Here is a 19,886-nt window from a genome sequence, read left to right as displayed (position 1 = left end):
AAAGTTTTTTATGGTTGGCAGATGCGAACGACTGAAGGCTGTTTTGCAAGGGCTGTGCCCGGTCGGGATCGGGCAGGGAAATGTCGGTTTAGAGCGGTTGCGCGCCGAGACGGCGCACCATGAAGGGACGTGTTGCAGGCAAGGGTGCAGCGGGGTGCGCCAGATTGGGGCGCAACCCCGAGGGCTCAGCGGCGGCGCATCAGGCCGATGAAGAACAATCCGCCGAGGGCAGCGGTGGCAACGCCGATGGGCAAGTCTTCGGGAGCGATCAGCGTGCGTGCGGCGACATCGACCCACACCAGAAACACACTGCCGAGCAACACGCACACCGGCAGCAGACGCCGATGTTCTGCACCGATCAGACGCCGGGCAATGTGCGGCACCATCAGCCCGACAAAACCGATGGAGCCGCTGATCGACACCAGCACCCCGGTCATCAGCGAAGCAATCACGAACACTCGCAGACGCACCGCTCGCGCGTTCAAGCCGAGGGTGACGGCGGTCTGTTCGCCGGCCATCAAGGCGTTCAGCGGACGGGCCATGCCGATCAGCAGAATCAGCCCGAGCAGGACGCTCAGTGCCGGCACCGCGAGCAATTCCCAGCGCGCCAGACCGAGGCCGCCGAGCATCCAGAACATGACTGCCGAGCTGGCCCGATGATCGCCCATGAACAGCAGCAGATTGGCGATCGCCATCATCACGAACGACACCGCTACGCCGCACAGCAACAGGCGATCACTGTCCAGCCGACCCTGACGGTTGGCGATGCCCAGCACCAGAAACATGCTCAATAGCGCGCCGATGAACGCGGCAATCGGCAAGGTCAGCAGACCGACGATTTCGCCGACGTGCAGCACCACGATCACTGCGCCGAGGGTGGCGCCGGAGGTGACACCGAGCAGGTGCGGATCGGCCAGCGGATTACGTGTCACCGCTTGCAGCACCGCGCCGATCAACGCGAGCCCGGCGCCGACCAGTGCACCGAGCAACATGCGCGGCACGCGGATCAACCAGACGATGTGCTCCTGGCCGGCGCTCCAGTCCGGCACGCCGAGGCCGAACAACTTGTGCAGCAGAATCCGCCACACCACGTTCACCGGTACCCGCGCCGGACCGAAGCCCAGCGACACCACGCACGACACCAGCAGCACCACACCGAGGGCGATCAGCAGCCAGGCGTAACGACGATTGATCATTCGCCGTGGAACCCTTTGGCCAGGGTTTCAACCGCGAGCACGTTGTCGATCCCCGGCGTGGCCTGCACGTAGGGGATGACGATGAAGCGCTGGTTCTTGATCGCGTCCACCGATTGCAGCGACTTGTTCTTCAGCAGGAATTCAATCTTCTGCTCGGCGGTGATTTCGCTGTAGTCGACGATCACGATCACCTGCGGATTGCGCTCGACCACGGTTTCCCAGTTGACCCGGGTCCAGCTCGCTTCGACGTCATCGAGAACGTTGCGCCCGCCGGCGGCGTCGATCAGCGCCTGCGGCATGCCGAGGCGGCCGGAGGTCATGGCGCGGTCCTCGCCGCTGTCGTAGAGGAATACTCGCGGTTTTTCGGTGGGCAGGTCTTTGCGGATTTCCGCGATCTGATTTTGCATGTCGGCGATCAGCGCGTTGGCGCGGTCCTGCACGTCGAAGATTTCGCCGAGGTTGCGCAGGTCGTTGTAGGTGTCGTCCAGCGTGGCGGCCGGGCGTTGCATCACGAAGGCGCAGGATTCGGTCAGCTCATAGACATTGATGCCCAGCGGTTGCAGGGTCTGCGGCGTGAGGTCACCACCGACGCGCATGCCGTAATCCCAGCCGGCGAAGAAGAAATCGACGTTGGCGTTGAGCAACGTTTCCACCGACGGGTATTTGGCCGCCAGTTCCGGCAGGCCATCGAGCAGCGACTGCATTTCCGGCGTCACCGATTTCCAGCCACTGACGCCGCTGTAACCGGCCATCTTCGACTTGAGGCCGAGGGCGAGCATCATCTGGGTCATGTTGATGTCGTGGCTGACCGCGTGTTTCGGCGCTTCCTTGAAGGTCACTTCGCGGTTGCAGCTGTGGATCGTCAGCGGGTACTTCGTGGCCTCGGCGAAGGCATGGGTGGTGCCCATCAACAGAGCGAGGAAAAGCAGGGAGCGCACAGTCATGGTCGGGTTATCCAGGTGATTCGCGGGTAGCCGTGGAGGGGATGTGGATCGATCAGTGCTTCGACGCCGAACACGTCGCGCAGCAATTCAACCGTGAGGACTTCTTGCGGGGTGCCGCTGGCGACGATGCGACCGAGGTTGATCACATACAAGCGATCGCAGAATGCGGCGGCCAGGTTCAGGTCGTGAATGCTCGCCAGGGTGCCGATCTGCAAACGCTTGACCAGTTGCAGCAGTTCCAGCTGATAGCGCGGGTCGAGGTGGTTGGTCGGTTCGTCGAGGATCAGCAGTTGCGGTTGCTGGGTCAGGGCGCGGGCCAGGATCACCCGCTGTTTTTCACCGCCGGACAGCGTGGCGAACTCGTGGTCTTCGAAGCCGTCCAGCCCCACGGATTTCAGTGCCTGAGTGGCGAGCTGGCGGTCTTCCAGCGTGTCGCCATCGAACAGGCCTTTGTGCGGTGTGCGGCCCATGGCTACCACTTCTTCGACGGTCAGGCCGAAGGCATCGGGGAATTCCTGCAGCACCACGGCGATGCGTTGCGCGCACCAGCGCGAGGATCGTTTCCAGACGTTGTGGTGCTCGAGTCTGACCTCACCGTGCTCCGGCTGACTGAAGCGGTAGGCGCAGCGCAACAGGCTGGTCTTGCCGCTGCCATTGGGCCCGATCAGCCCGACGAACTCACCGGCGGCCACTTGCAACGAAGCGTCACGCAGCTGGAACTGGTGATGGCAGTGGCCGTGGCCCAGGGGTGTCCAGGCGAGATCGGTGAGGGTCAGTGAGGTCATTTCGTTCCTGTTCTAGAAGGTGTAATCAGCCGTGACAAAGAACGAACGAGGCTCACCCAGAATCCACTGCTGGCCCTCATTGTATTGGCTTTGCGCATAGGTCCGGTCAAACAGATTGTTCACCTGCAGGCCCAGCGTGGTGTTGCGCAGGGCTTTCCACGACAGCGTCGCATCGACCACGGTGTAGCTCGGCAGCTCGTTGCGGTTGGCCATGTCGGCGTAGCGCGCATCGACATAACGCATGCCGGCGCCGGCTTTCACGTCATCCGTAATGGCTTTGCTCAGCCACAGATTCGCCGTGCGCCGTGGCACGTCCACCGGGCGATTGCCATTGCGCGACACCGGTACGCCGCCGACCACCTCCTCGAAATCGTCGTACTTGGCTTTGACGATGGCGGCGTTGGCTTGCAGTTGCCAGGCGTTCGGCAGTTGCAGATCGAGGCTGGCTTCCAGGCCGTTCGATGATTGCTGGCCGACCTGCTGCTTGAGCGTCGGATTGCCCGGATCGTCGGTCAGCAGCTTCTTCTTCACGATGCGATACGCCGCCAGGGTGAATTCGCCACGCTGATCCCAGAACAGCTGCTTCATGCCGATCTCGGTTTGCCGCGCGGTGGACAAGTCGTATTGCTGCTGGCTCGGGCTCAGGGAGATCAAACCGCCGATGCCATCGGTGCTGGTAGCGACCTGACCGTAGAACGAGGTGTCCTGCGTCAACGCGAACACCAGCCCGGCCTTCCAGTTGTTGCCGGTCAGGGTCTTGTCGCTCTGGCTGCCGTCGACCAGGTTGTTGCGATCCACGTGCACGTAGTCGCGGCGTACACCGGTCACCAGCGACCAGCGCTCACTCAGTTGCGTGCGGTTTTCGGCGAACACCGACATTTGTTTGGTGGTGCTGTCGAATTGATCGCGGTACGGGTCGGCGCTCTCGAAATAACCGGTTTGCGGGTGATACAGATCCAGCGGCTGACCGTTCGGTAATACGTCATTGAACGGCGAGTTGCTGTTGAGCTGGAAGCGGATGCGGTTGTAATCGACGCCGGTCACGGTCTGGCTGTCGAGGCCGAACAGCGAATGCTTGAAGGTGAAGGTCTGGCGGTCGCCGACCTGTTCCTGCTTGTGGCCGATGCCGAAGTAGCCGCTGCGGCTGAGTTGCTGGCTGCCGGCGTCGAAGTTGTAGTTCTCGGCGTTCTGCCAACGACGCTGGGCCTTGAGGTAATACAGCTCGTTGCTGGCGCTGACCGCATCGTTGATCTGCCAATCCGTGGTCAGGCGCGTCCATTGATCGTTGTAGTGCTGCTTGTCGTCGCGCACGTTGTAGTTCTTGTTGCGCAGGCTGTCCTTTAACTGGCCGTTGATCAGCGGCGTGCCGAAGTAGTTCTGCGGGCGCTGATCGCCGTAGTCGTGAGCCAGGGTGAAGGCCAGATCGTCGGTGGCCTGCCAGCGCAGGGCGGCGCTGATGAAGTCGCTGGAGGAGTCGCCGCGATCGACCCAGCCGTTGCTGCGCAGGCGGTTGAGGTTGAGGCGATAGCTCAGGGTGTCGGTCAGCGAACCGCCGCTGTCGAACGCCTGCTGCTGGCTATCGAACGAGCCGTAGCCGACGCGCACGTGGTTTTCGATTTCGCCTTCGAACGGTTTCTTCGGGATCACGTTGACCACCGCACCGGTCGCGCCTTCGCCATACAGCACCGAAGCCGGACCGCGCAGCACGTCGACGCGCTCCACCGACCAGGTGTCGACCGGGAACGTCACGGTGCCCATGCCGGTGTACATGCGGTTGCCGTCATACAACTGCATCACCGAACTCTGCCCGGTAAAACCCCGGGCCTGCAACGAGGTGCCGCCATCGCCCGGCGTGCCGGTGCGGCTGATGCCGGTGCTGCGCGACACCGCGTCCTGCACGCTGCGATCACCACGGGCGCGGACTTGCTCGCCGCTCAGGCTTTCGACGCTGGCCGGGGTTTCCATGGCGCTGAGGTTCAGACGCGAGCCGGCGCTGGTCGGCGTGGTCAGGCTGACAGTTGGATCGTCATTGGCCAGGGCGGTGATGGTGCCGGTGGGCAGCGTCAGCGCGGCGTTTTCGGCGTGGGCACTGTTGTTCAGGGCGAACAGGCAGAGGCTGGACAAGAGGTACTTGTTCATCGGGGCGGTGAATCACTTCTTCAAATGAAAAGCCCGCAGGCTCATGACCATGCATGGCTGCGGGCAGAGCAGCAATTAGCGTTATACAGTAACACTAAAAATTGCCGGAGTTTAAGCCCCGGCAGTTTAAAGATCTGTCTAGGTCGCGCATCTCGCCTGTTTCATGATGAAGTTGAGGCAGATTCAGTTTGCCGGCCCAGACGCGACAACAGCAGCCGATCCAGCAACCACACCACCACCAGCGAAGCGCCCACCAGCGGAAACACCACCGCCAGCACCAGCATGATCGCCACCCCGGTTTTCCACTTCGGCAGATCGTGGCGCAGCGGTGGTACGCCGAACTTGCCCTGTGGCCGACGCTTCCACCAGATCACCACGCCGCTGACGGCACTGAGCAGGATCATCAGGCAGATCAGCAGCACGATGATCTGGTTAAAGGTGCCGAACATCTTGCCTTCATGGAGCATCACGCCGATTTCCGTGGCCCGGGCCACGGCGCCGTAGTGCTCGAATCGCACGTCGGCCAACACCTTGCCGGTGTACTGATCGACATGCAGCGTGGCGTCGTTGCGCGGGTCGTCGGCGAACACGGCGATGGTGAACACGCCGGTGGCGGTGGTCGGCAGGGTGATGCTGTAGCCCGGCTCGACCTTGCGTTCGATGGCGATGTTCTGTACGTCCTGCAGGCTGATGGCCGGCGCGGCGGGGCCGTGTTGCATGCCGCCGTGGGCCATGTGTTCGGCGTGGTCGCCGGACATCGGCATCGGGGTATTTTCCATGGCCCACGGTACGGTCTGGCGGGCGGCGTTGTTGAGGCTGCCGGCCTCGACGTCGGAGGTCGGCACATTGTTCCACATCGCCGCCGGGAACACGTTCCACACCTGGGCGTACTGCTTGCCCCAGAATCCGGTCCAGGTCATGCCGCTGAGCAACATCACCAGCAGCAACGCCGCGCCCCAGAATCCGGTAACGGCATGCAGGTCACGCCACAGCACACGACCGCGACTGTTCAGACGTGGCCACAGAATCCCGGCCGCCTGACCGCGCGGCCACCACAGGAAAACCCCGGACACCACCAGCACCACGCCCCAGCCGGCGGCCAGTTCGATCAGTCGGTCACCGACGGTGCCGATCATCAATTCGCCGTGGATGGCCCGGGCGAGTGCTTGCAGGTTCTGCTTGGCATCCTGCTCGCCGAGGATGTCGCCGTGGTACGGATCGACAAACACGTTCAGCTCATGGCCGGCATTTTTCACCACGAATTGCGCGCTGCGTTCGGCGTTCGCGGGCGGCAGGTACTGGGTGACCTGGCCTTGTGGATAAGCGCTTTTGACCTTTTGCAGCAGGTCATCGGCCGGTACGGTGTGATGCCCGGCCGGGACGTTCAGCAGGCTGCTGTACATCAGCGAATCGAGCTGCGGTTTGAACAGGTAAATGATGCCGGTCAGGGCCAGCATCACCATGAATGGCGCGACGAACAATCCGGCATAGAAATGCCAACGCCAGGCCAGGTTGTAGAAATTCGGTTTGGGCTGTTTCATCACGAGTGCTCCGCTTGGCTTGGATCTTCTAGTTGTCTGTTGGCACTCGCTCCCTCAACGGGAGCGAGTGCCCTTGAGGGTTAGAAACTCATGTCCACCTTGGTCCAGAGCGTGCGCCCCGGCTCATTGATGGCTTGCGGGTCGTTGGCCGGGTAGCCGAACCCGGCGTTGCCCGCCAGGTTGAGATGTTCGGCGTAAGCCTTGCCGAACAGGTTGTCGACCCCGGTACTGACCTTCCAGTTCTTGTTGATCCGGTAGGCACCGTTGAGCGAGAACACGCCGAAGCCCGAACTCTTGTCGTAATCCTTGCCGACCACGTTGCCCTTGTTCTGGTCGATCCGGTTTTGCGCGGCAACCACTCTCCACAGTGCTCCGGCGCTCCAGTTGTCTTCGCTGTAGGTCAGGCCGAAGCGTGCATCCAGCGGCGGCATCTGCGGCAAGGCCTTGCCGTCGCTGCTGTTCTTGCCCCAGGCGTAGGCCAGGGTCGCATCGGCTTTCCAGTTGTCGGTGAGTTTGTAAGCGGCACCGAGTTCACCGCCCATGATCCGCGCGTCGATGTTCTCGGCGCGGGAGGTGCTCATGCCCATCATCGTCGGGGTGTAGTCGAACAGGATGTAGTCGCGCACCACGCCGATGTAGCCCGAGGCCCAGGCTTCGAGGTCGGCGTCCTTGTAGTTCACGCCGAAGTCGAGCTGAGTGGTTTTTTCCGGTTTGATCGAATCGAACGCATTGACCGAACCCGCCGGGCCGGACTTGGGCGAAAACAGCTCCCAGTAATCCGGGAACCGCTGTGCGTGGCCGAGGCCGGCGTAGAGTGTGGTCGGGCTGTCGGCCAGATCATGCTCGTAACGCACGAAGCCGCTCGGCAGGGTGTCGGCGCGAGTATCGCCAGCGGTCGGGTTCGGGCGGGACATCATTCCCGATCCGGTGGTCTGCCGATAGTCCTTGGCCGAGGCGCGGTCGACCCGGGCGCCGGTGATCAGCCGGTCACGGTCGGCGGCGTACCAGGTCATTTCGCTGAACACCCCATAGTTATGGAAGTCGGCGTCCTTGGTGTACGGCTGATCCTTGTAGGTATCGATGCCCATGCCGCTGCGCTGACGGTGTTCGTTGGTCTGCGCATCGAGGCCGGTGATCAGCTGGATATCGGCCCAGCGCCAGGTGGCCTTGATCCGCGCGCCGAGGGTGCGGCGGTCGACGTTGGACGCCATGGGACCTGCCATCATCCCGGTGCCGGATGGCGTGCGCAGGGTGTAGTTGTCCATCACGTGGTCGGCGTAGTTGTAGTAGACCTGCGCTTCGAGCTTCTCCAGCACATCGCTGATGTTGGATTTTTCGAAGCGCAGGCCGAGGCTTTCCCGCAGGAACTGCGAGCCGTCCATGCCGCGTCCGGCGTAGCGCGCTTCGCCGTCGCCCTTGCCGGCGGTCAGTTCGATCAGGGTGTCGGCGTCCGGGGTCCAGCCTAGCGCCACATCGCCGTTCCACTTGTCGTAGCGTGAGGCAACGGTGTCGTTGTTGCCGTCGCGGTAGTCGTCGGAATGTGCGGTGTTGCCGATCACCCGCACGTAGCCCAATGGCCCACCGGCAGCGGCATCGACGACTTTGTCGAAACGTCCGTTGGAGCCCGCCAGCACGCTGGCATTCACCCGGGTGCCGAGTTCGCCGAAGCTTTCCGGCTCGCGGTCGAACAGGACCGTGCCGGCCGATGCGCCCGGTCCGTAGAGTACGGTTTGCGGGCCTTTGATCACGGTGAGTTTGTCGTAGGTCTCGGGCGAGATATACGAAGTCGGCGCGTCCATCCGGCCGGGGCAGGCACCGAGCATCATGCTGCCGTTGGTGAGGATGTTCAGGCGCGAACCGAACATGCCGCGCAGCACCGGATCGCCGTTGGTGCCGCCGTTGCGTACCAATGCGAAGCCTGGAATGGTCTTCAGGTAGTCGCCGCCATCGCTGGCGGGCACCGGTTGGCGCGGGTCTTTCGGGTTGGTGACGATGGTCAGAGGGGAGCTCGGGGCGATGGCGGTGATTACCGTCGGGCTCAGTTCTTCAGTGTGGCCGGCATGTTCATCGGCGTGGACCAGCGGGGACAGCAGGACGCCGCAAAGGACGGCGGTAGCGTGCCTGAAACGGATGCGCGATTCGTTCAGGGCGAAGGACGCCGGGGCAGAACCCGAGCGTGGGACAGCAGAAAACCTGGACATGACAATTTCCATCAAACAGTCGTAAACGACACGGCCGGCAGCCTGAAGCTGTCTTCTCGACCGTGTGCAATCAGAGGTGGGTGTTTACGCTGCGACGGGTGGGGCGCGGCTGCGGGCGCCGGGGAAGAAGGTCTGCCGGGCATGGCCCAGACGCGGGGAGGGAGGGGTGAAGGTGTTGACGTGGGGAATGCTGAACGTCGCAAAACTGCCGCCGCCGGTCAGCGCCGGGCAGTTGAACAGCAGGCTGCAATAACCGCATTTTTCCCACAGCACATGGTGCGAGGATTGCGGCGGGCAGTGCTCGGCCGAGGGTTTCGCTTCATGGGCGGAATGATCCATGCCCGCCATGGCCATCGACATGTCCATGGGCATGGAAGTCGAGGCGTGCTGATCCATCGGCATCGACTGAGAAATCAGCGGGCCGATGAAAATCATCAACATGGCGAACAGGGCGATCCAGCTGCCGCGTGTCAGTCGTTCGGTCTGACGGCGTTGCATGGATGCCCCGGCGCTGCGCGGGCGCACGGGCGGAGTCTGCCGGAACGGTTATTGGGCGTGCGCGTGTTCCGGCATGTCCTGCGGTGGTTTCTTTTGCACGGCGACTTCGACGGTCACGTCACCGGCCTTCTCGAAGTGCATCGTCAGCGGGAAGCGCTTGCCGTCGGTCAGCAGGCTGCGGTCAGTCGGATTCATCAGCATCACGTGATAGGCCATCGGCGCGAAGGTCACGTTCTCGCCGGCCGGGATCGCCACGTTCGGCACCTGTTGCATCTTCATCAGGTCGCCCTGCATCACGTGTTCGTGCAGCTCGGCTTTTGAAGCGATGGGCGAGTCGACACTCAGCAGGCGGTCAGCGGTTTTGCCGCCGTTGTGAATGATGAAATACGCGGCAACCGTCGGCGCGTTCGGCGGCAGTTCCTGCGACCACGGGTGGGCAATTTCCAGCTCGCCGGCCTTGTATTCGTGGGCATGGGCGAAGCACGCAGGCAGCAACAGCGCAGCGATGACGATGAATTTGTTCAACATGGCAGTTCTCCAGAACGATTTGAAACGCAGGTCAAATGCGGGAACAAATCAAACCAGAGGGGACGCGCGGGGATTGAGGCTCGGCCATTGCTGGCGCGGTGTCGGGGTTTGCAGCAAGGCGGGCGCCACACTGCGATTGCTTTCGTATCGGGCGAAATACAGCTGCGGCGAATGCCCCGGCAACGCCACCACGGGCGCCGATCCGGAACAGCACCAGCAATGCTGCATGGTCGAATGATTGTCACCGCTTTGCGGTGCTTTCTGATCGAGGCTGCCGATGTCGATCGCCACCATCTTCGTGCCGCTGCCGGTGCAGAAACTGCTCCACAGCAACTGCTCGGCCGGCGTCTGCGCCGCCTGCGCCATCGCTCCCGTCAACGGCATGGCGAGCATGTTGAACAGCACTGCGAAGCAGGCGATCCAGGCAAATGCGAGCCGGTGTCGGGTCATGGGACAGGTCCGTAGGGTGGGCGATCAGGCGCGGCTATTTAGCCTGATCAGGGCCGATAAGTAAAAAAGCGTCATGCGGTTTGGTGTCGCAGAGGATTCAGCCTGCTACTGCATGTAACCGCAAACCCAGTGCCTTCATGACTTTCATGATAGTCGCGAATTCCGGATTTCCAGTGCTGCTCAGCGCTTTATAAAGGCTTTCGCGACCCAGCCCTGCATCTCGTGCAACCTGGGTCATGCCTTGGGCGCGGGCAATGTCATTCAGTGCTGCACGGATGAGAACGCCGTCGCCAGCATCTTCGTCAAAACAAGCGTCCAGGTAAGCCGCCATTTCCTCGGGCGTTTTAAGAAATTCTGCAGCGTCGAAGCGGGTGGATTTTTCGAACATTGGAATCGCGTCCCGAAGCAGGTTGATATTGCAAAATGTATGCTCGGGAGGAGGCTGCTGGCAGTCAGTCGGGCTTTAAGTTGTTGTGCGTAGCGTCCGATTGACTGGTAGGACTCAAGTTTTTCGTTGTGAGAGCCGGCGCCATCGCGGGCTTGCCCGCGAAGGCGTACTCAAGAGCGCAAAAGGCTCAAGGCGGTAAGTTGATGGTGAGTGCGTTGATGGCTTCATCAACCGTCGAAAACTCCCGATCAACCCCCGCCAACTCCGGCCGCTTCAACACCATCACCGGCACCCCAAGCTCCCGCGCCACGTCCAGTTTCGGCTCGGTTGCGGTGCTACCGCTGTTCTTGCTGATCAGCACGTCGATCTGCCGGCGTTCGAACAGCGCTCGCTCATCCTCCAGCAGAAACGGCCCACGGGCACCGATGACTTCGCAGCGTTCGTTGCCGGGGTAGACGTCGAGGGCGCGCAGGGTCCAGAACTGGTGCGCGGGGATTTCATCGAGGTGTTGCAGCGGTTCGCGGCCGAGGGTGAACAGGGGACGGTGGAAGGGAGCGAGGGCTGTGATCAGTTCGGCCCAGTCGGCGACTTCGCGCCAGTCATCGCCCGGTTGAGGTTGCCACGCCGGGCGACGCAGGGCCCAGCAGGGGATGCCGGTAAGTTGCGCGGCGGTGGCGGCGTTGTGGCTGATTTGTGCGGCGTAGGGGTGGGTGGCGTCGAGCAGCAGTGTGATGCCTTCATCGCGAATGAACTGCGCCAGCCCTTCGGCACCGCCGTAGCCGCCGACGCGCACCTGACACGTCAGATCAGTCGGCACACGGCCGACGCCAGCAAGGCTGTAAATGTGTTCCGGCCCCAAAGTGCGCGCGATGGCCAATGCTTCAGTCACGCCGCCCAGCAACAGAATCCGTTTCATGCAAAAGCCCCCGCATGGCCGACGATGCCGCCCTGACGATCAATCGCAAACACCTCGACCTGCACCTGCGCCGGCACCACGCTGCGGGCGAATTCCAGGGCATGACGGCAAACTTCATCACCCAGGGCAACGCCCGCCGCGCTGGCCATCGCCAGCGCCTGCTGACTGGTGTTCGCCTCGCGGATGGCTTGCTGCAAGGTGTCGTCGGCGCCAATCGCTGCCGCCCATTCGGCCAGTTGCGGCAGGTCGATGCTCGAATGGCGCGAGTGCAGATCCATGTGCCCGGCCGCCAGTTTGCTGATCTTGCCGAAGCCGCCGCACAGGCTGAGTTTATCCACAGGGACTTTGCGCAGATGCTTGAGCACCGCGCCGACGAAGTCGCCCATTTCGATCAGGGCGATTTCCGGCAGGTCGTAGACCCGGCGCATGGTGTCTTCGCTGGCGTTGCCGGTGCAGGCGGCGATGTGCAGGTAGCCGTTGGTTTTCGCCACGTCGATGCCTTGATGGATCGAGGCGATGTACGCCGCGCAGGAAAACGGCCGGACGATGCCGCTGGTGCCGAGGATCGACAGACCGCCGAGAATCCCCAGGCGCGGGTTCATGGTTTTCAATGCCAGAGCTTCGCCGCCCTCGACGTTGACCGTCACCTCGAAGCCGCCGCGATAGCCGGATTCTTCGGCGAGCAGGGTCAGGTGATCGCTGATCATCTTGCGCGGCACCGGGTTGATCGCCGGCTCGCCGACGCCCAGCACCAGCCCCGGCCGAGTGACGGTGCCGACGCCTTTGCCGGCGATGAAGCGGATGCCCGGCTCGGCCATCAGCTGCACGCGGGAATAGAGCAGGGCGCCGTGTGTCACGTCCGGGTCGTCGCCGGCGTCCTTGATGGTTCCGGCTTCGGCGCCGTTCTCGGTCAGCCGGCAGAACTCCAGGCGCATCTGCACCTGCTTGCCTTTGGGCAACACGATTTGCACTGCGTCCGCCACTACACCGCCAAGCAGCAGGCGCGCGGCGGCGAGGCTGGTGGCGGTGGCGCAGCTGCCGGTGGTCAGGCCGCTGCGCAGGGGCGCGGGTTGTTCGGCGGTTTCGTCACGCATCGAGGGGTTTGACCAGATCGAGCAGGGTGATCGGCAACGCCTGGCGCCAGGTGTCGAACTCGCCCAGCGGCTGCGTCTGGGCGATGTGGATGCGGGTCAGTTCGCCGCCGTAGCGTTCGCGCCAGCTCATCAAAGTCATTTCGCTTTGCAGGGTCACGGCGTTGGCGACCAGTCGCCCGCCCGGTTTGAGTTGTTCCCAGCAAGTGTCGAGTACGCCTTCGCGGGTCACGCCGCCGCCGATGAAAATCGCATCCGGACGTTCCAGCCCGGCGAGGGCCTGCGGGGCACTGCCGCGAATCAGTTGCAGGCCGGGTACGCCCAGTGCGTCGCGGTTGTGTTCAATCAACTGCTGTCGGCCGTCATCGGCCTCGATGGCCAGGGCGCGGCAACTCGGGTGAGCGCGCATCCATTCAATGCCGATCGAACCGCTGCCGGCGCCGACGTCCCACAGCAGTTCGCCGGGTGTCGGGGCGAGGCGGGCGAGGGTGATGGCGCGCACGTCACGCTTGGTCAGTTGACCGTCATGTTTGAAGGCCGAGTCCGGCAGGCCGGCCAAGCGCGACAGGCGCGGTGTCTGCGGATCGGCGAGGCACTCGATGGCGATCACGTTGAGATCGGCAATGGCCGGGTCGTTCCAGTCATTGGCGGTGCCATCGATCCGGCGTTCGGCGCTACCGCCCAGATGCTCCAGAGCGCTCAGGCGACTGGCACCGAATCCACGCTCGCGCAGCAATGCCGCAACGGCGGCCGGGCTCTGGCCGTCATTGCTCAACAGCAACAGGCGCACGCCGCTGGACAACTGACCATTGAGGGCCGCCAGCGGGCGGGCCACCAGCGAAAGAATGCTGACATCCTGCAACGGCCAGCCCAGCCGGGCGGCCGCCAGCGAACACGAGGACGGCGCCGGCAGCACCAGCATCTCTGCGTCCGAGACCTGCCGCGCCAGACTTGCGCCAACGCCGTAGAACATCGGATCACCACTGGCCAGCACACACACCGCTTCGCCACGGCGCTCGAGCACCGGAGCCAGGGAAAACGGGCTCGGCCACAACTGGCGCTCGCCACTTATGCACACCGGCAACAGATCGAGCTGACGCTGACCGCCGATGATCCGCGAGGCGCCCATCAAGGCGCGCCGGGCATTCTTGCCCAGGCCCTTGAAGCCGTCTTCACCGATTCCTACTACCGTCAGCCAGGCCGTCATGCTGTTCCTCAATTATTGTGCGCGTATCAGGTCGGCATGATAGCGCGGCGGCCGTTGTCGGCCACTGAAACTTCCCGTTGCTGTAAGGCGGTTGTCGGATTCGATATGCCTGTTAGGGTTCGGATGAACTTGAACCAAAGCCAGGATTGGCGGGAATGCATATGGATATGGATATGAACGCAGGGCTGCTTGCTCATCAGGCAACCCTGGTAGGGGATATATTGCTGACGGGCCTGCAGGGACAGTCCCGAACGGATTACGACTTTGCATTGAACTGCACCTATCTGGCAAAGAAGCAGGCAGACAGTACGTACAGCAGCGAAACGCAACCGGGGCGCTGGATCGATTATTACGCCGATGTCCTGTGGTCCCACGGCTGGAATCGTGACCAGCCTGCGGTGGAGTATGTCCAGCCGCAGTTTTCGGGAAGCGTGAAGCAGGCCTGGATGAGGGCGGCGACGTCGTTGCTCGAACAAGAGCAGGTCGCGGGGGTGGAGGCAGGACTTGCGACGCTTGAGCAACGAGTCGATCTGCTGGAAAAGACCAGGGGGCTCAGCGGCAAGGCGTTCGACCTGAAGATCGTACCGGTCAGCTATAACCCCGCCGGTGATATGGAGCTGGTCGTGACACACGTCAGATTCATCAAGTCGAGCCTCAATACCCGATATTTGTTCTGGGACATATCCCAAGCCATGAATCAGCTGGATATCAGAGCGCGGCGGCTCGTGATCAGTCGCCGGGTTCTGGAGGCACGTCGGGCCAGTGTCGAAAAGGCGATCAAAAACATGTCGTTCAATTTCGAGGACCATGAGTTGTAGGTCCGCTCGACGAGGGAATTCCCCGGTTCCAGGGAATCCGACCGGCAGGCATTTTCATGCACTCGGGCAAAGCAGGCATAATGGCGACCTTTCGCCCATCCTGGCGCTGCCCGTCAGCCGGTCATCCCTTGAACGAACGCCCGATATCCACAGCTATTCGCCCCTCGGCCTGCCCGGGGTTGCTACGTATCGTCCAGGCGCTGGATGGCGGTATCTGCCGGATCAAGCTTGATGGCGGTTCGATCACGGCCGATCAGGCCGATGCTGTGGCCAATGCCGCCGAGCGGTTCGCCAGCGGGGCGATCGAGGCGACCAACCGGGGCAATCTGCAGATCCGAGGCATCGGCGACCAGTCCGCTGTGCTGATCGACAGCCTGCTGGCCGCCGGGCTCGGGCCGCGAACCGCAGCGGGCGACGATGTGCGCAACCTGATGCTCAGCCCGGCCGCCGGCATCGACCGGCAGATGCGCTTCGACACTCGACCATTGGCCGGACAGATCCTCGAGACCCTGCAAAGCCATCCGCGCTTCCATGAACTGAGCGCCAAGTTCGCCGTGCAACTGGACGGCGGTGAAGCACTGGCGATGCTCGAACATCCCCATGACCTGTGGTTGTCGGCATTCAAAAGCGGTGAAAACACGTTGTTGGCGTTCGGCCTGGCGGGTTGCCCGACGGATCGTCCGCTGGCTGCCGTGCTGCTTTCGGACGGACATGCGCTGGTGGTCGCGGTGCTGGAGCTGTTCCTGGAGCTGGCCCGACCGGAGCAGACGCGGATGCGTCATCTGCTGGATGAATGCCCGGCGCCGGTGTTCCTGGAAAAGCTCGGTCAGCGGATCAGTCTGCAAAGCGTTGGCGACTGGCAGCGTGAGGCCGTGCCGGAAGGTTTGCACCTCGGCGCTCATCCTCAGCAATCGGCGGGTCAGGTGTATGTCGGTGCCGCACCGGTGCTCGGTCGTCTCGATCCGGCCATGCTGCGTGGTGTCGCACAATTGGCCAGAACCTTTGGCGATGGCAGCCTGCGTTTCACCCCATGGCAAAGCCTGCTGTTGCCCAATGTTCGGGAAGCGGATGCTGTTCATGTGCTCGATGCTCTGGGCAATCTGAACCTGCTGACCCAGTCCGAAAATCCGCTGTCACACCTGATCGCCTGCACCGGTTCCAACGGCTGCGGCAAAGGCCTGGCCGACACCAAACACGATGCCCGCCTTCTGGCTGAGCTGTTGCCACACGCCGTGGAGGTGCACCTGTCCGGCTGCCCGCGTTCCTGCGCCGCCGCGCACCGGGCTGCAGTGACTCTGCTGGCGGTCGCTCCCGGTCACTACGATCTCTATTTTCGCGATGCAGCACAGCCCGGTTTCGGCGCGCTGCACGCTCACAACCTTACTATCGAAGCGGCCGCGACCCTGCTCGCCGCCCGCTCACGGAGCCCCCTTGATGCTTGATTACATCCGCGACGGTCAGGAGATCTATCGCAACTCCTTCGCGATCATTCGCAGCGAGGCCAACCTGGCTCGCATCCCGGCCGACCTGGAAAAACTCGCCGTGCGGGTGATCCACGCCTGCGGCATGGTCGAGGCCATCGACGGGCTGCAATTTTCCGAGGGCGCGGGCAAGGCCGGGCGCGATGCGCTGGCCTCCGGCGCGCCGATTCTGTGCGATGCGCGGATGGTTTCCGAGGGCGTGACCCGTGCGCGCCTGCCGGCCAACAATGAAGTGATCTGCACCCTGCGCGATGACAGCGTGCCGGAGCTGGCGCGCGAGCTGGGCAATACTCGTTCCGCTGCCGCTCTGGAACTGTGGCGTCCGCATCTGGAAGGCAGCGTGGTGGTGATCGGCAATGCGCCGACCGCGCTGTTCTATCTGCTGGAAATGCTCGACGCCGGCGCTCCGAAACCGGCGCTGATCCTCGGCTTCCCGGTAGGCTTCGTCGGTGCTGCCGAGTCCAAGGCCGAACTGGCCGCCAACAGCCGTGGCGTGCCGTTCGTGATCATGCAGGGCCGTCTCGGCGGCAGTGCCATGGCCGCCGCTGCAGTCAATGCCCTCGCTACGGAGATCGAATGATGCAGGCCAAGGGACGTTTGATCGGCTTGGGCGTCGGCCCCGGTGATCCGGAACTGATTACCGTCAAGGCCCTGCGCCTGCTGCGCGAATCGCCCGTGGTGGCGTACTTCGTGGCCAAGGGCAAGAAGGGCAACGCATTCGGCATCATCGAGGCGCACCTGCAGGACGCGCAGAACCTGCTGCCGCTGGTGTACCCGGTGACCACCGAAGTGCTGCCGGCGCCGCTGTCCTACGAGCAAGTGATCAGCGATTTCTACGATGACGCGGCAGAGGAAGTGGCTGCGCATCTGGATGCCGGTCGCGACGTGGCGGTGATCTGTGAAGGAGATCCGTTCTTCTACGGCTCCTACATGTATCTGCACGACCGCCTCGCCAGCCGTTACGAAGCCGAAGTGGTGCCGGGCGTCTGTTCGATGCTTGGCGGCGCTTCGGTGCTGGGCGCGCCGCTGGTGTATCGCAATCAGAGCCTGTCGGTGCTGTCCGGCGTGTTGCCTCACGATGAACTCAAGCGCCGTCTGGCGGATGCCGACGCGGCGGTGATCATGAAGCTGGGGCGCAACTTTCCGAAGGTGCGCGACGTATTGGCAGAGCTGGGCCTGGCCGAGCGTGCGCTGTACGTCGAGCGCGCAACCATGGCCAATCAGAAGATCGTGCCGCTGGATGAGGTCGAGCCGATGTCGTCGCCGTACTTCTCGCTGATCATTGTTCCCGGCGAACGGTGGCAAGGCTGATGAACCATTCCACACCGGCCATCGTCATCCTGGGCCAGGGCGCGCTGGCCACGGCTCGTCGCCTTCAACAGGTCTATCCGGCCGCGCAGGTTCACGGACTGAAAGGGCGCGTCGAAGGCGCCGACCTGACTTACAGCGAGTTCGGCGCAACCCTGCGCGAGTTGTATCAACAGGACACGCCGATCATTGCCCTGTGCGCGGCGGGTATCGTCATCCGCACACTGGCGCCGCTGTTGCTGGAAAAAGGCGTCGAGCCACCGGTGCTCGCCGTGGCTGAAAACGGCAGTGCCGTAGTGCCGCTGCTCGGTGGTCTGGGCGGTGTGAATGTCATGGCCCGCGAGATCGCGGCTGCGCTTGAAGTGGCGGCGGCGATCACCACCAGTGGCGAATTGCGCTTCGGCACCTGCCTGCTCAACCCGCCCGGCGGTTATGCCCTCGGCGATCTGGAGCAAGGCAAACGCTTTGTCTCCGATCTGCTCGCCGGCCACAGCGTGCGCATCGATGGCGCCGCACCTTGGCTGGCTCAGGCGCAGCTGCCGGAAGATCCACAGGCACAGCGCTCGATTCATGTCGGCAGTGATGCCCGTGTGGCGAGCGCCAGTGAGTTGCTGATTTATCCGCGCAGTGTGGCGGTGGCAGTCGGTGCCGATGTGGCCGATCTGCCGGGCGCGATACGCGGTGCGTTGCTGCAGGCTGGTGTGGCGATTCAATCGCTGGCCTGTCTGGTGGCGGCCGATGTTCAGATGGCCAGCCCGGCATTGCGTGAAGCGGCGCTTGAACTGGCGGTGCCGCTGCGCTTTGTTGCGTCAGCGAGTGACATCGCGGAGCTGGCAAACCATGCAGTCCCCGACGCTCGAATCATCACAACATCCCACGACTTTGCCATCGCCGTGGCCGAAAAACCGCTGGATGTTTCGCAGATCGGTCGCCCGCGCGGACGTCTGGCTGTCATCGGCCTCGGCCCAGGTGCGGCGGAGCTGATGGTGCCGGCGGTGAAAGCCGAACTCGCTCGAGCCACCGACGTTCTCGGCTACGAAACCTATGTGCGCATGGCCGGCCCGTTTCGCGATGACCAGGTGCAGCACTGCACCGACAACCGCGAAGAAATGCAGCGTGCCCGCCATGCTTTCAGGCTGGCCGCCGAGGGCCGTTCGGTGATCGTGGTTTCGTCTGGCGATCCGGGCGTGTTCGCCATGGCGGCGGCGGTGCTCGAAGCGCTGCACGAGTCGACGGATCCGGCCTGGCACAGCGTCGATCTGGAGATCCTTCCGGGTGTTTCCGCGTCACTCGCCACCGCCGCTCAGGCCGGTGCACCGCTGGGGCACGACTTCTGCGTGATGTCCCTGTCGGACAACCTCAAGCCTTGGTCGATCATCGAAAAGCGTCTGGATCTGGCCGCCGAGGCGGATCTGGCGCTGGCGTTCTACAACCCGATCTCCCGTGCCCGTCCTTGGCAATTGGGGCGCGCGCTGGAAATCGTCGCGCAGCACCGTGCGCCGCAAACACCGGTGGTGCTGGGCCGTGATATCGGTAGGCCGGGGCAGACGCTGCGGGTGACGACATTGGGTGCGCTGACACCGGATCAGGTGGACATGCGCACGATGGTGCTGGTCGGGTCTTCCATGACCTGTACTTTCCCCCGGGCCAGCGGTGGCGACTGGGTGTACACCCCGCGCTGGTATGGCGAGAAACCCAATACTTGAGGCATAAAAAAGCGGCTCTTCGGAGCCGCTTTTCATTTCAGTGGTAGCAGGTCAGCCAAGATAACCTTTCACCCCGGTGAAAATGATCTGCGCCGCCAGCGCGCAGACAAACAGGCCCATCAGGCGGCTGACGATCTGCAATCCCTGATCGCCAAGAATCCGCTCGATCCGATTCGACAGATACAACACCACGCCGACGGTAAAACTGGCCAGGGCGATACTCATGATTGCGATCAGCTTGTCATCCCAGTGCGGCTGGCTGACGCCCATCACCAGCAGCGCACCGATGGTGCCGGGGCCGACCGTCAGCGGGATGGTCAGCGGGACGATAGTCACGTCCTGCTGCACATTGTCGGCCTGCACCGCCGACTTGCCCTGGGCCATGCCCAGCGCCGAAATGAACAGCACGCTGCCGGCGCCGATGCGGAAAGCATCCACGGTGATACCGAACACGTCGAAAATCACCCGCCCGAACAGATACAGCAAGACGCTCGATACCAGGGTGGCGATTGCCACTTTCCAGGCCAGGCGCCGTTGTTCCTTGCGCGAATAACCCCGGGTCAGGCTGATGAAGCAGGACAACACGAAGAACGGGCTGTAGAGCACCAGCATCTTCAGGTAAACGCTGAACAACACATGGAGCATGGTTAGAACTCGCGCGGGCGGAAGTTGAAAGGAGTCTATCAGGC

General features: G+C 63.1%; 19 protein-coding genes. 5 read left to right on the top strand and 14 right to left on the bottom strand.

Annotation, left to right across the window (positions count from 1 at the left end):
* Positions 1-185: 185 nt before the first annotated feature.
* The 13 genes from M5B98_RS14315 to cbiE form a co-directional block, all read right to left on the bottom strand.
* Entirely contained in the window at positions 186-1,196 is a 1,011-nt protein-coding gene (locus M5B98_RS14315; RefSeq protein ID WP_248743039.1) for a FecCD family ABC transporter permease, read from the bottom strand.
* On the bottom strand, positions 1,193-2,140 hold the full coding sequence (locus M5B98_RS14310; protein WP_248743038.1) for an ABC transporter substrate-binding protein: 948 nt from the start codon (positions 2,138-2,140) through the stop codon (positions 1,193-1,195). The genes M5B98_RS14315 and M5B98_RS14310 overlap by 4 nt, the downstream gene beginning before the upstream one ends.
* Complete coding sequence (locus tag M5B98_RS14305; RefSeq protein WP_248743037.1) at positions 2,137-2,925, bottom strand: ABC transporter ATP-binding protein; 789 nt, start codon at positions 2,923-2,925, stop codon at positions 2,137-2,139. Before M5B98_RS14305 ends, M5B98_RS14310 begins: the two co-directional genes overlap by 4 nt.
* Before the next feature lie 12 nt (positions 2,926-2,937).
* Positions 2,938-5,064 carry a TonB-dependent receptor gene (locus tag M5B98_RS14300; protein WP_248743036.1) on the bottom strand — a complete coding sequence of 709 codons (2,127 nt, stop codon included), beginning with the start codon at positions 5,062-5,064 and terminating at the stop codon, positions 2,938-2,940.
* A gap of 161 nt (positions 5,065-5,225) precedes the next feature.
* A complete protein-coding gene (locus tag M5B98_RS14295) occupies positions 5,226-6,605 on the bottom strand; it encodes a PepSY-associated TM helix domain-containing protein (RefSeq protein ID WP_085711210.1) in 1,380 nt (459 codons plus the stop codon).
* An 80-nt stretch (positions 6,606-6,685) separates the two neighbouring features.
* Positions 6,686-8,806 (bottom strand): TonB-dependent copper receptor, encoded by a 2,121-nt coding sequence (locus M5B98_RS14290; RefSeq protein ID WP_248743035.1) that lies wholly within the window; start codon positions 8,804-8,806, stop codon positions 6,686-6,688.
* Between the two features lie 84 nt (positions 8,807-8,890).
* On the bottom strand, positions 8,891-9,331 hold the full coding sequence (locus tag M5B98_RS14285) for a DUF2946 domain-containing protein (protein WP_248743034.1): 441 nt from the start codon (positions 9,329-9,331) through the stop codon (positions 8,891-8,893).
* Positions 9,332-9,352: 21 nt separating this feature from the next.
* On the bottom strand, positions 9,353-9,832 hold the full coding sequence (locus M5B98_RS14280; RefSeq protein ID WP_085711213.1) for a copper chaperone PCu(A)C: 480 nt from the start codon (positions 9,830-9,832) through the stop codon (positions 9,353-9,355).
* Between the two features lie 48 nt (positions 9,833-9,880).
* Entirely contained in the window at positions 9,881-10,282 is a 402-nt protein-coding gene (locus M5B98_RS14275) for a DUF2946 domain-containing protein (protein WP_248743033.1), read from the bottom strand.
* 97 nt (positions 10,283-10,379) lie between these two features.
* Complete coding sequence (locus M5B98_RS14270; RefSeq protein WP_248743032.1) at positions 10,380-10,670, bottom strand: addiction module antidote protein; 291 nt, start codon at positions 10,668-10,670, stop codon at positions 10,380-10,382.
* A gap of 187 nt (positions 10,671-10,857) precedes the next feature.
* Positions 10,858-11,586 carry a cobalt-precorrin-6A reductase gene (locus M5B98_RS14265; RefSeq protein ID WP_248743031.1) on the bottom strand — a complete coding sequence of 243 codons (729 nt, stop codon included), beginning with the start codon at positions 11,584-11,586 and terminating at the stop codon, positions 10,858-10,860.
* A complete protein-coding gene (locus M5B98_RS14260) occupies positions 11,583-12,680 on the bottom strand; it encodes a cobalt-precorrin-5B (C(1))-methyltransferase (RefSeq protein ID WP_248743030.1) in 1,098 nt (365 codons plus the stop codon). Before M5B98_RS14260 ends, M5B98_RS14265 begins: the two co-directional genes overlap by 4 nt.
* On the bottom strand, positions 12,673-13,884 hold the full coding sequence (cbiE, locus tag M5B98_RS14255; RefSeq protein WP_248743029.1) for a precorrin-6y C5,15-methyltransferase (decarboxylating) subunit CbiE: 1,212 nt from the start codon (positions 13,882-13,884) through the stop codon (positions 12,673-12,675). The genes M5B98_RS14260 and cbiE overlap by 8 nt, the downstream gene beginning before the upstream one ends.
* A gap of 161 nt (positions 13,885-14,045) precedes the next feature.
* Here cbiE and M5B98_RS14250 point away from each other — a divergent pair, with 161 nt between their 5' ends.
* The 5 genes from M5B98_RS14250 (at position 14,046) to cobJ (ending at position 19,197) form a co-directional block, all read left to right on the top strand.
* Positions 14,046-14,702, top strand: a complete 657-nt coding sequence (locus tag M5B98_RS14250; protein ID WP_248743028.1) for a hypothetical protein — start codon at positions 14,046-14,048, stop codon at positions 14,700-14,702.
* A 143-nt stretch (positions 14,703-14,845) separates the two neighbouring features.
* Positions 14,846-16,144 (top strand): precorrin-3B synthase, encoded by a 1,299-nt coding sequence (cobG, locus tag M5B98_RS14245; RefSeq protein ID WP_318654180.1) that lies wholly within the window; start codon positions 14,846-14,848, stop codon positions 16,142-16,144.
* Positions 16,137-16,763 (top strand): precorrin-8X methylmutase, encoded by a 627-nt coding sequence (locus M5B98_RS14240; RefSeq protein WP_248743026.1) that lies wholly within the window; start codon positions 16,137-16,139, stop codon positions 16,761-16,763. Before cobG ends, M5B98_RS14240 begins: the two co-directional genes overlap by 8 nt.
* Entirely contained in the window at positions 16,760-17,494 is a 735-nt protein-coding gene (locus M5B98_RS14235) for a precorrin-2 C(20)-methyltransferase (protein WP_372238685.1), read from the top strand. The genes M5B98_RS14240 and M5B98_RS14235 overlap by 4 nt, the downstream gene beginning before the upstream one ends.
* The gene (gene cobJ / locus M5B98_RS14230) at positions 17,494-19,197 is read left to right on the top strand and encodes a precorrin-3B C(17)-methyltransferase (protein ID WP_248743025.1); all 1,704 of its coding nucleotides are present in this window, start codon (positions 17,494-17,496) and stop codon (positions 19,195-19,197) included. Before M5B98_RS14235 ends, cobJ begins: the two co-directional genes overlap by 1 nt.
* A 51-nt stretch (positions 19,198-19,248) precedes the next feature.
* On the opposite strand, the gene M5B98_RS14225 is transcribed toward cobJ, so the two are convergent.
* Positions 19,249-19,842: a MarC family protein gene (locus tag M5B98_RS14225; protein ID WP_119429392.1), complete on the bottom strand. Its 594-nt coding sequence runs from the start codon at positions 19,840-19,842 to the stop codon at positions 19,249-19,251.
* Between the last annotated feature and the right edge of the window lie 44 nt (positions 19,843-19,886).

Origin of the sequence: Pseudomonas sp. MWU12-3088 (assembly GCF_023242405.1) — a bacterium.
In the GTDB taxonomy this organism is placed as follows: domain Bacteria; phylum Pseudomonadota; class Gammaproteobacteria; order Pseudomonadales; family Pseudomonadaceae; genus Aquipseudomonas; species Aquipseudomonas kribbensis.
Note: the sequence above shows the minus strand (reverse complement) of the source record. Positions and strands in the feature narration are given on the sequence as shown.

Excerpts from the sequence above, each read along its gene's own strand:
- M5B98_RS14315 (WP_248743039.1), bottom strand. The coding sequence starts at position 1,196 with ATGATCAATCGTCGTTACGCCTGGCTGCTGATCGCCCTCGGTGTGGTG.
- M5B98_RS14310 (WP_248743038.1), bottom strand. The coding sequence starts at position 2,140 with ATGACTGTGCGCTCCCTGCTTTTCCTCGCTCTGTTGATGGGCACCACC.
- M5B98_RS14305 (WP_248743037.1), bottom strand. The coding sequence starts at position 2,925 with ATGACCTCACTGACCCTCACCGATCTCGCCTGGACACCCCTGGGCCAC.
- M5B98_RS14300 (WP_248743036.1), bottom strand. The coding sequence starts at position 5,064 with ATGAACAAGTACCTCTTGTCCAGCCTCTGCCTGTTCGCCCTGAACAAC.
- M5B98_RS14295 (WP_085711210.1), bottom strand. The coding sequence starts at position 6,605 with ATGAAACAGCCCAAACCGAATTTCTACAACCTGGCCTGGCGTTGGCAT.
- M5B98_RS14290 (WP_248743035.1), bottom strand. The coding sequence starts at position 8,806 with ATGTCCAGGTTTTCTGCTGTCCCACGCTCGGGTTCTGCCCCGGCGTCC.
- M5B98_RS14280 (WP_085711213.1), bottom strand. The coding sequence starts at position 9,832 with ATGTTGAACAAATTCATCGTCATCGCTGCGCTGTTGCTGCCTGCGTGC.
- M5B98_RS14275 (WP_248743033.1), bottom strand. The coding sequence starts at position 10,282 with ATGACCCGACACCGGCTCGCATTTGCCTGGATCGCCTGCTTCGCAGTG.
- M5B98_RS14270 (WP_248743032.1), bottom strand. The coding sequence starts at position 10,670 with ATGTTCGAAAAATCCACCCGCTTCGACGCTGCAGAATTTCTTAAAACG.
- M5B98_RS14265 (WP_248743031.1), bottom strand. The coding sequence starts at position 11,586 with ATGAAACGGATTCTGTTGCTGGGCGGCGTGACTGAAGCATTGGCCATC.
- M5B98_RS14260 (WP_248743030.1), bottom strand. The coding sequence starts at position 12,680 with ATGCGTGACGAAACCGCCGAACAACCCGCGCCCCTGCGCAGCGGCCTG.
- cbiE (WP_248743029.1), bottom strand. The coding sequence starts at position 13,884 with ATGACGGCCTGGCTGACGGTAGTAGGAATCGGTGAAGACGGCTTCAAG.
- M5B98_RS14250 (WP_248743028.1), top strand. The coding sequence starts at position 14,046 with ATGGATATGGATATGAACGCAGGGCTGCTTGCTCATCAGGCAACCCTG.
- M5B98_RS14240 (WP_248743026.1), top strand. The coding sequence starts at position 16,137 with ATGCTTGATTACATCCGCGACGGTCAGGAGATCTATCGCAACTCCTTC.
- M5B98_RS14235 (WP_372238685.1), top strand. The coding sequence starts at position 16,760 with ATGATGCAGGCCAAGGGACGTTTGATCGGCTTGGGCGTCGGCCCCGGT.
- cobJ (WP_248743025.1), top strand. The coding sequence starts at position 17,494 with ATGAACCATTCCACACCGGCCATCGTCATCCTGGGCCAGGGCGCGCTG.
- M5B98_RS14225 (WP_119429392.1), bottom strand. The coding sequence starts at position 19,842 with ATGCTCCATGTGTTGTTCAGCGTTTACCTGAAGATGCTGGTGCTCTAC.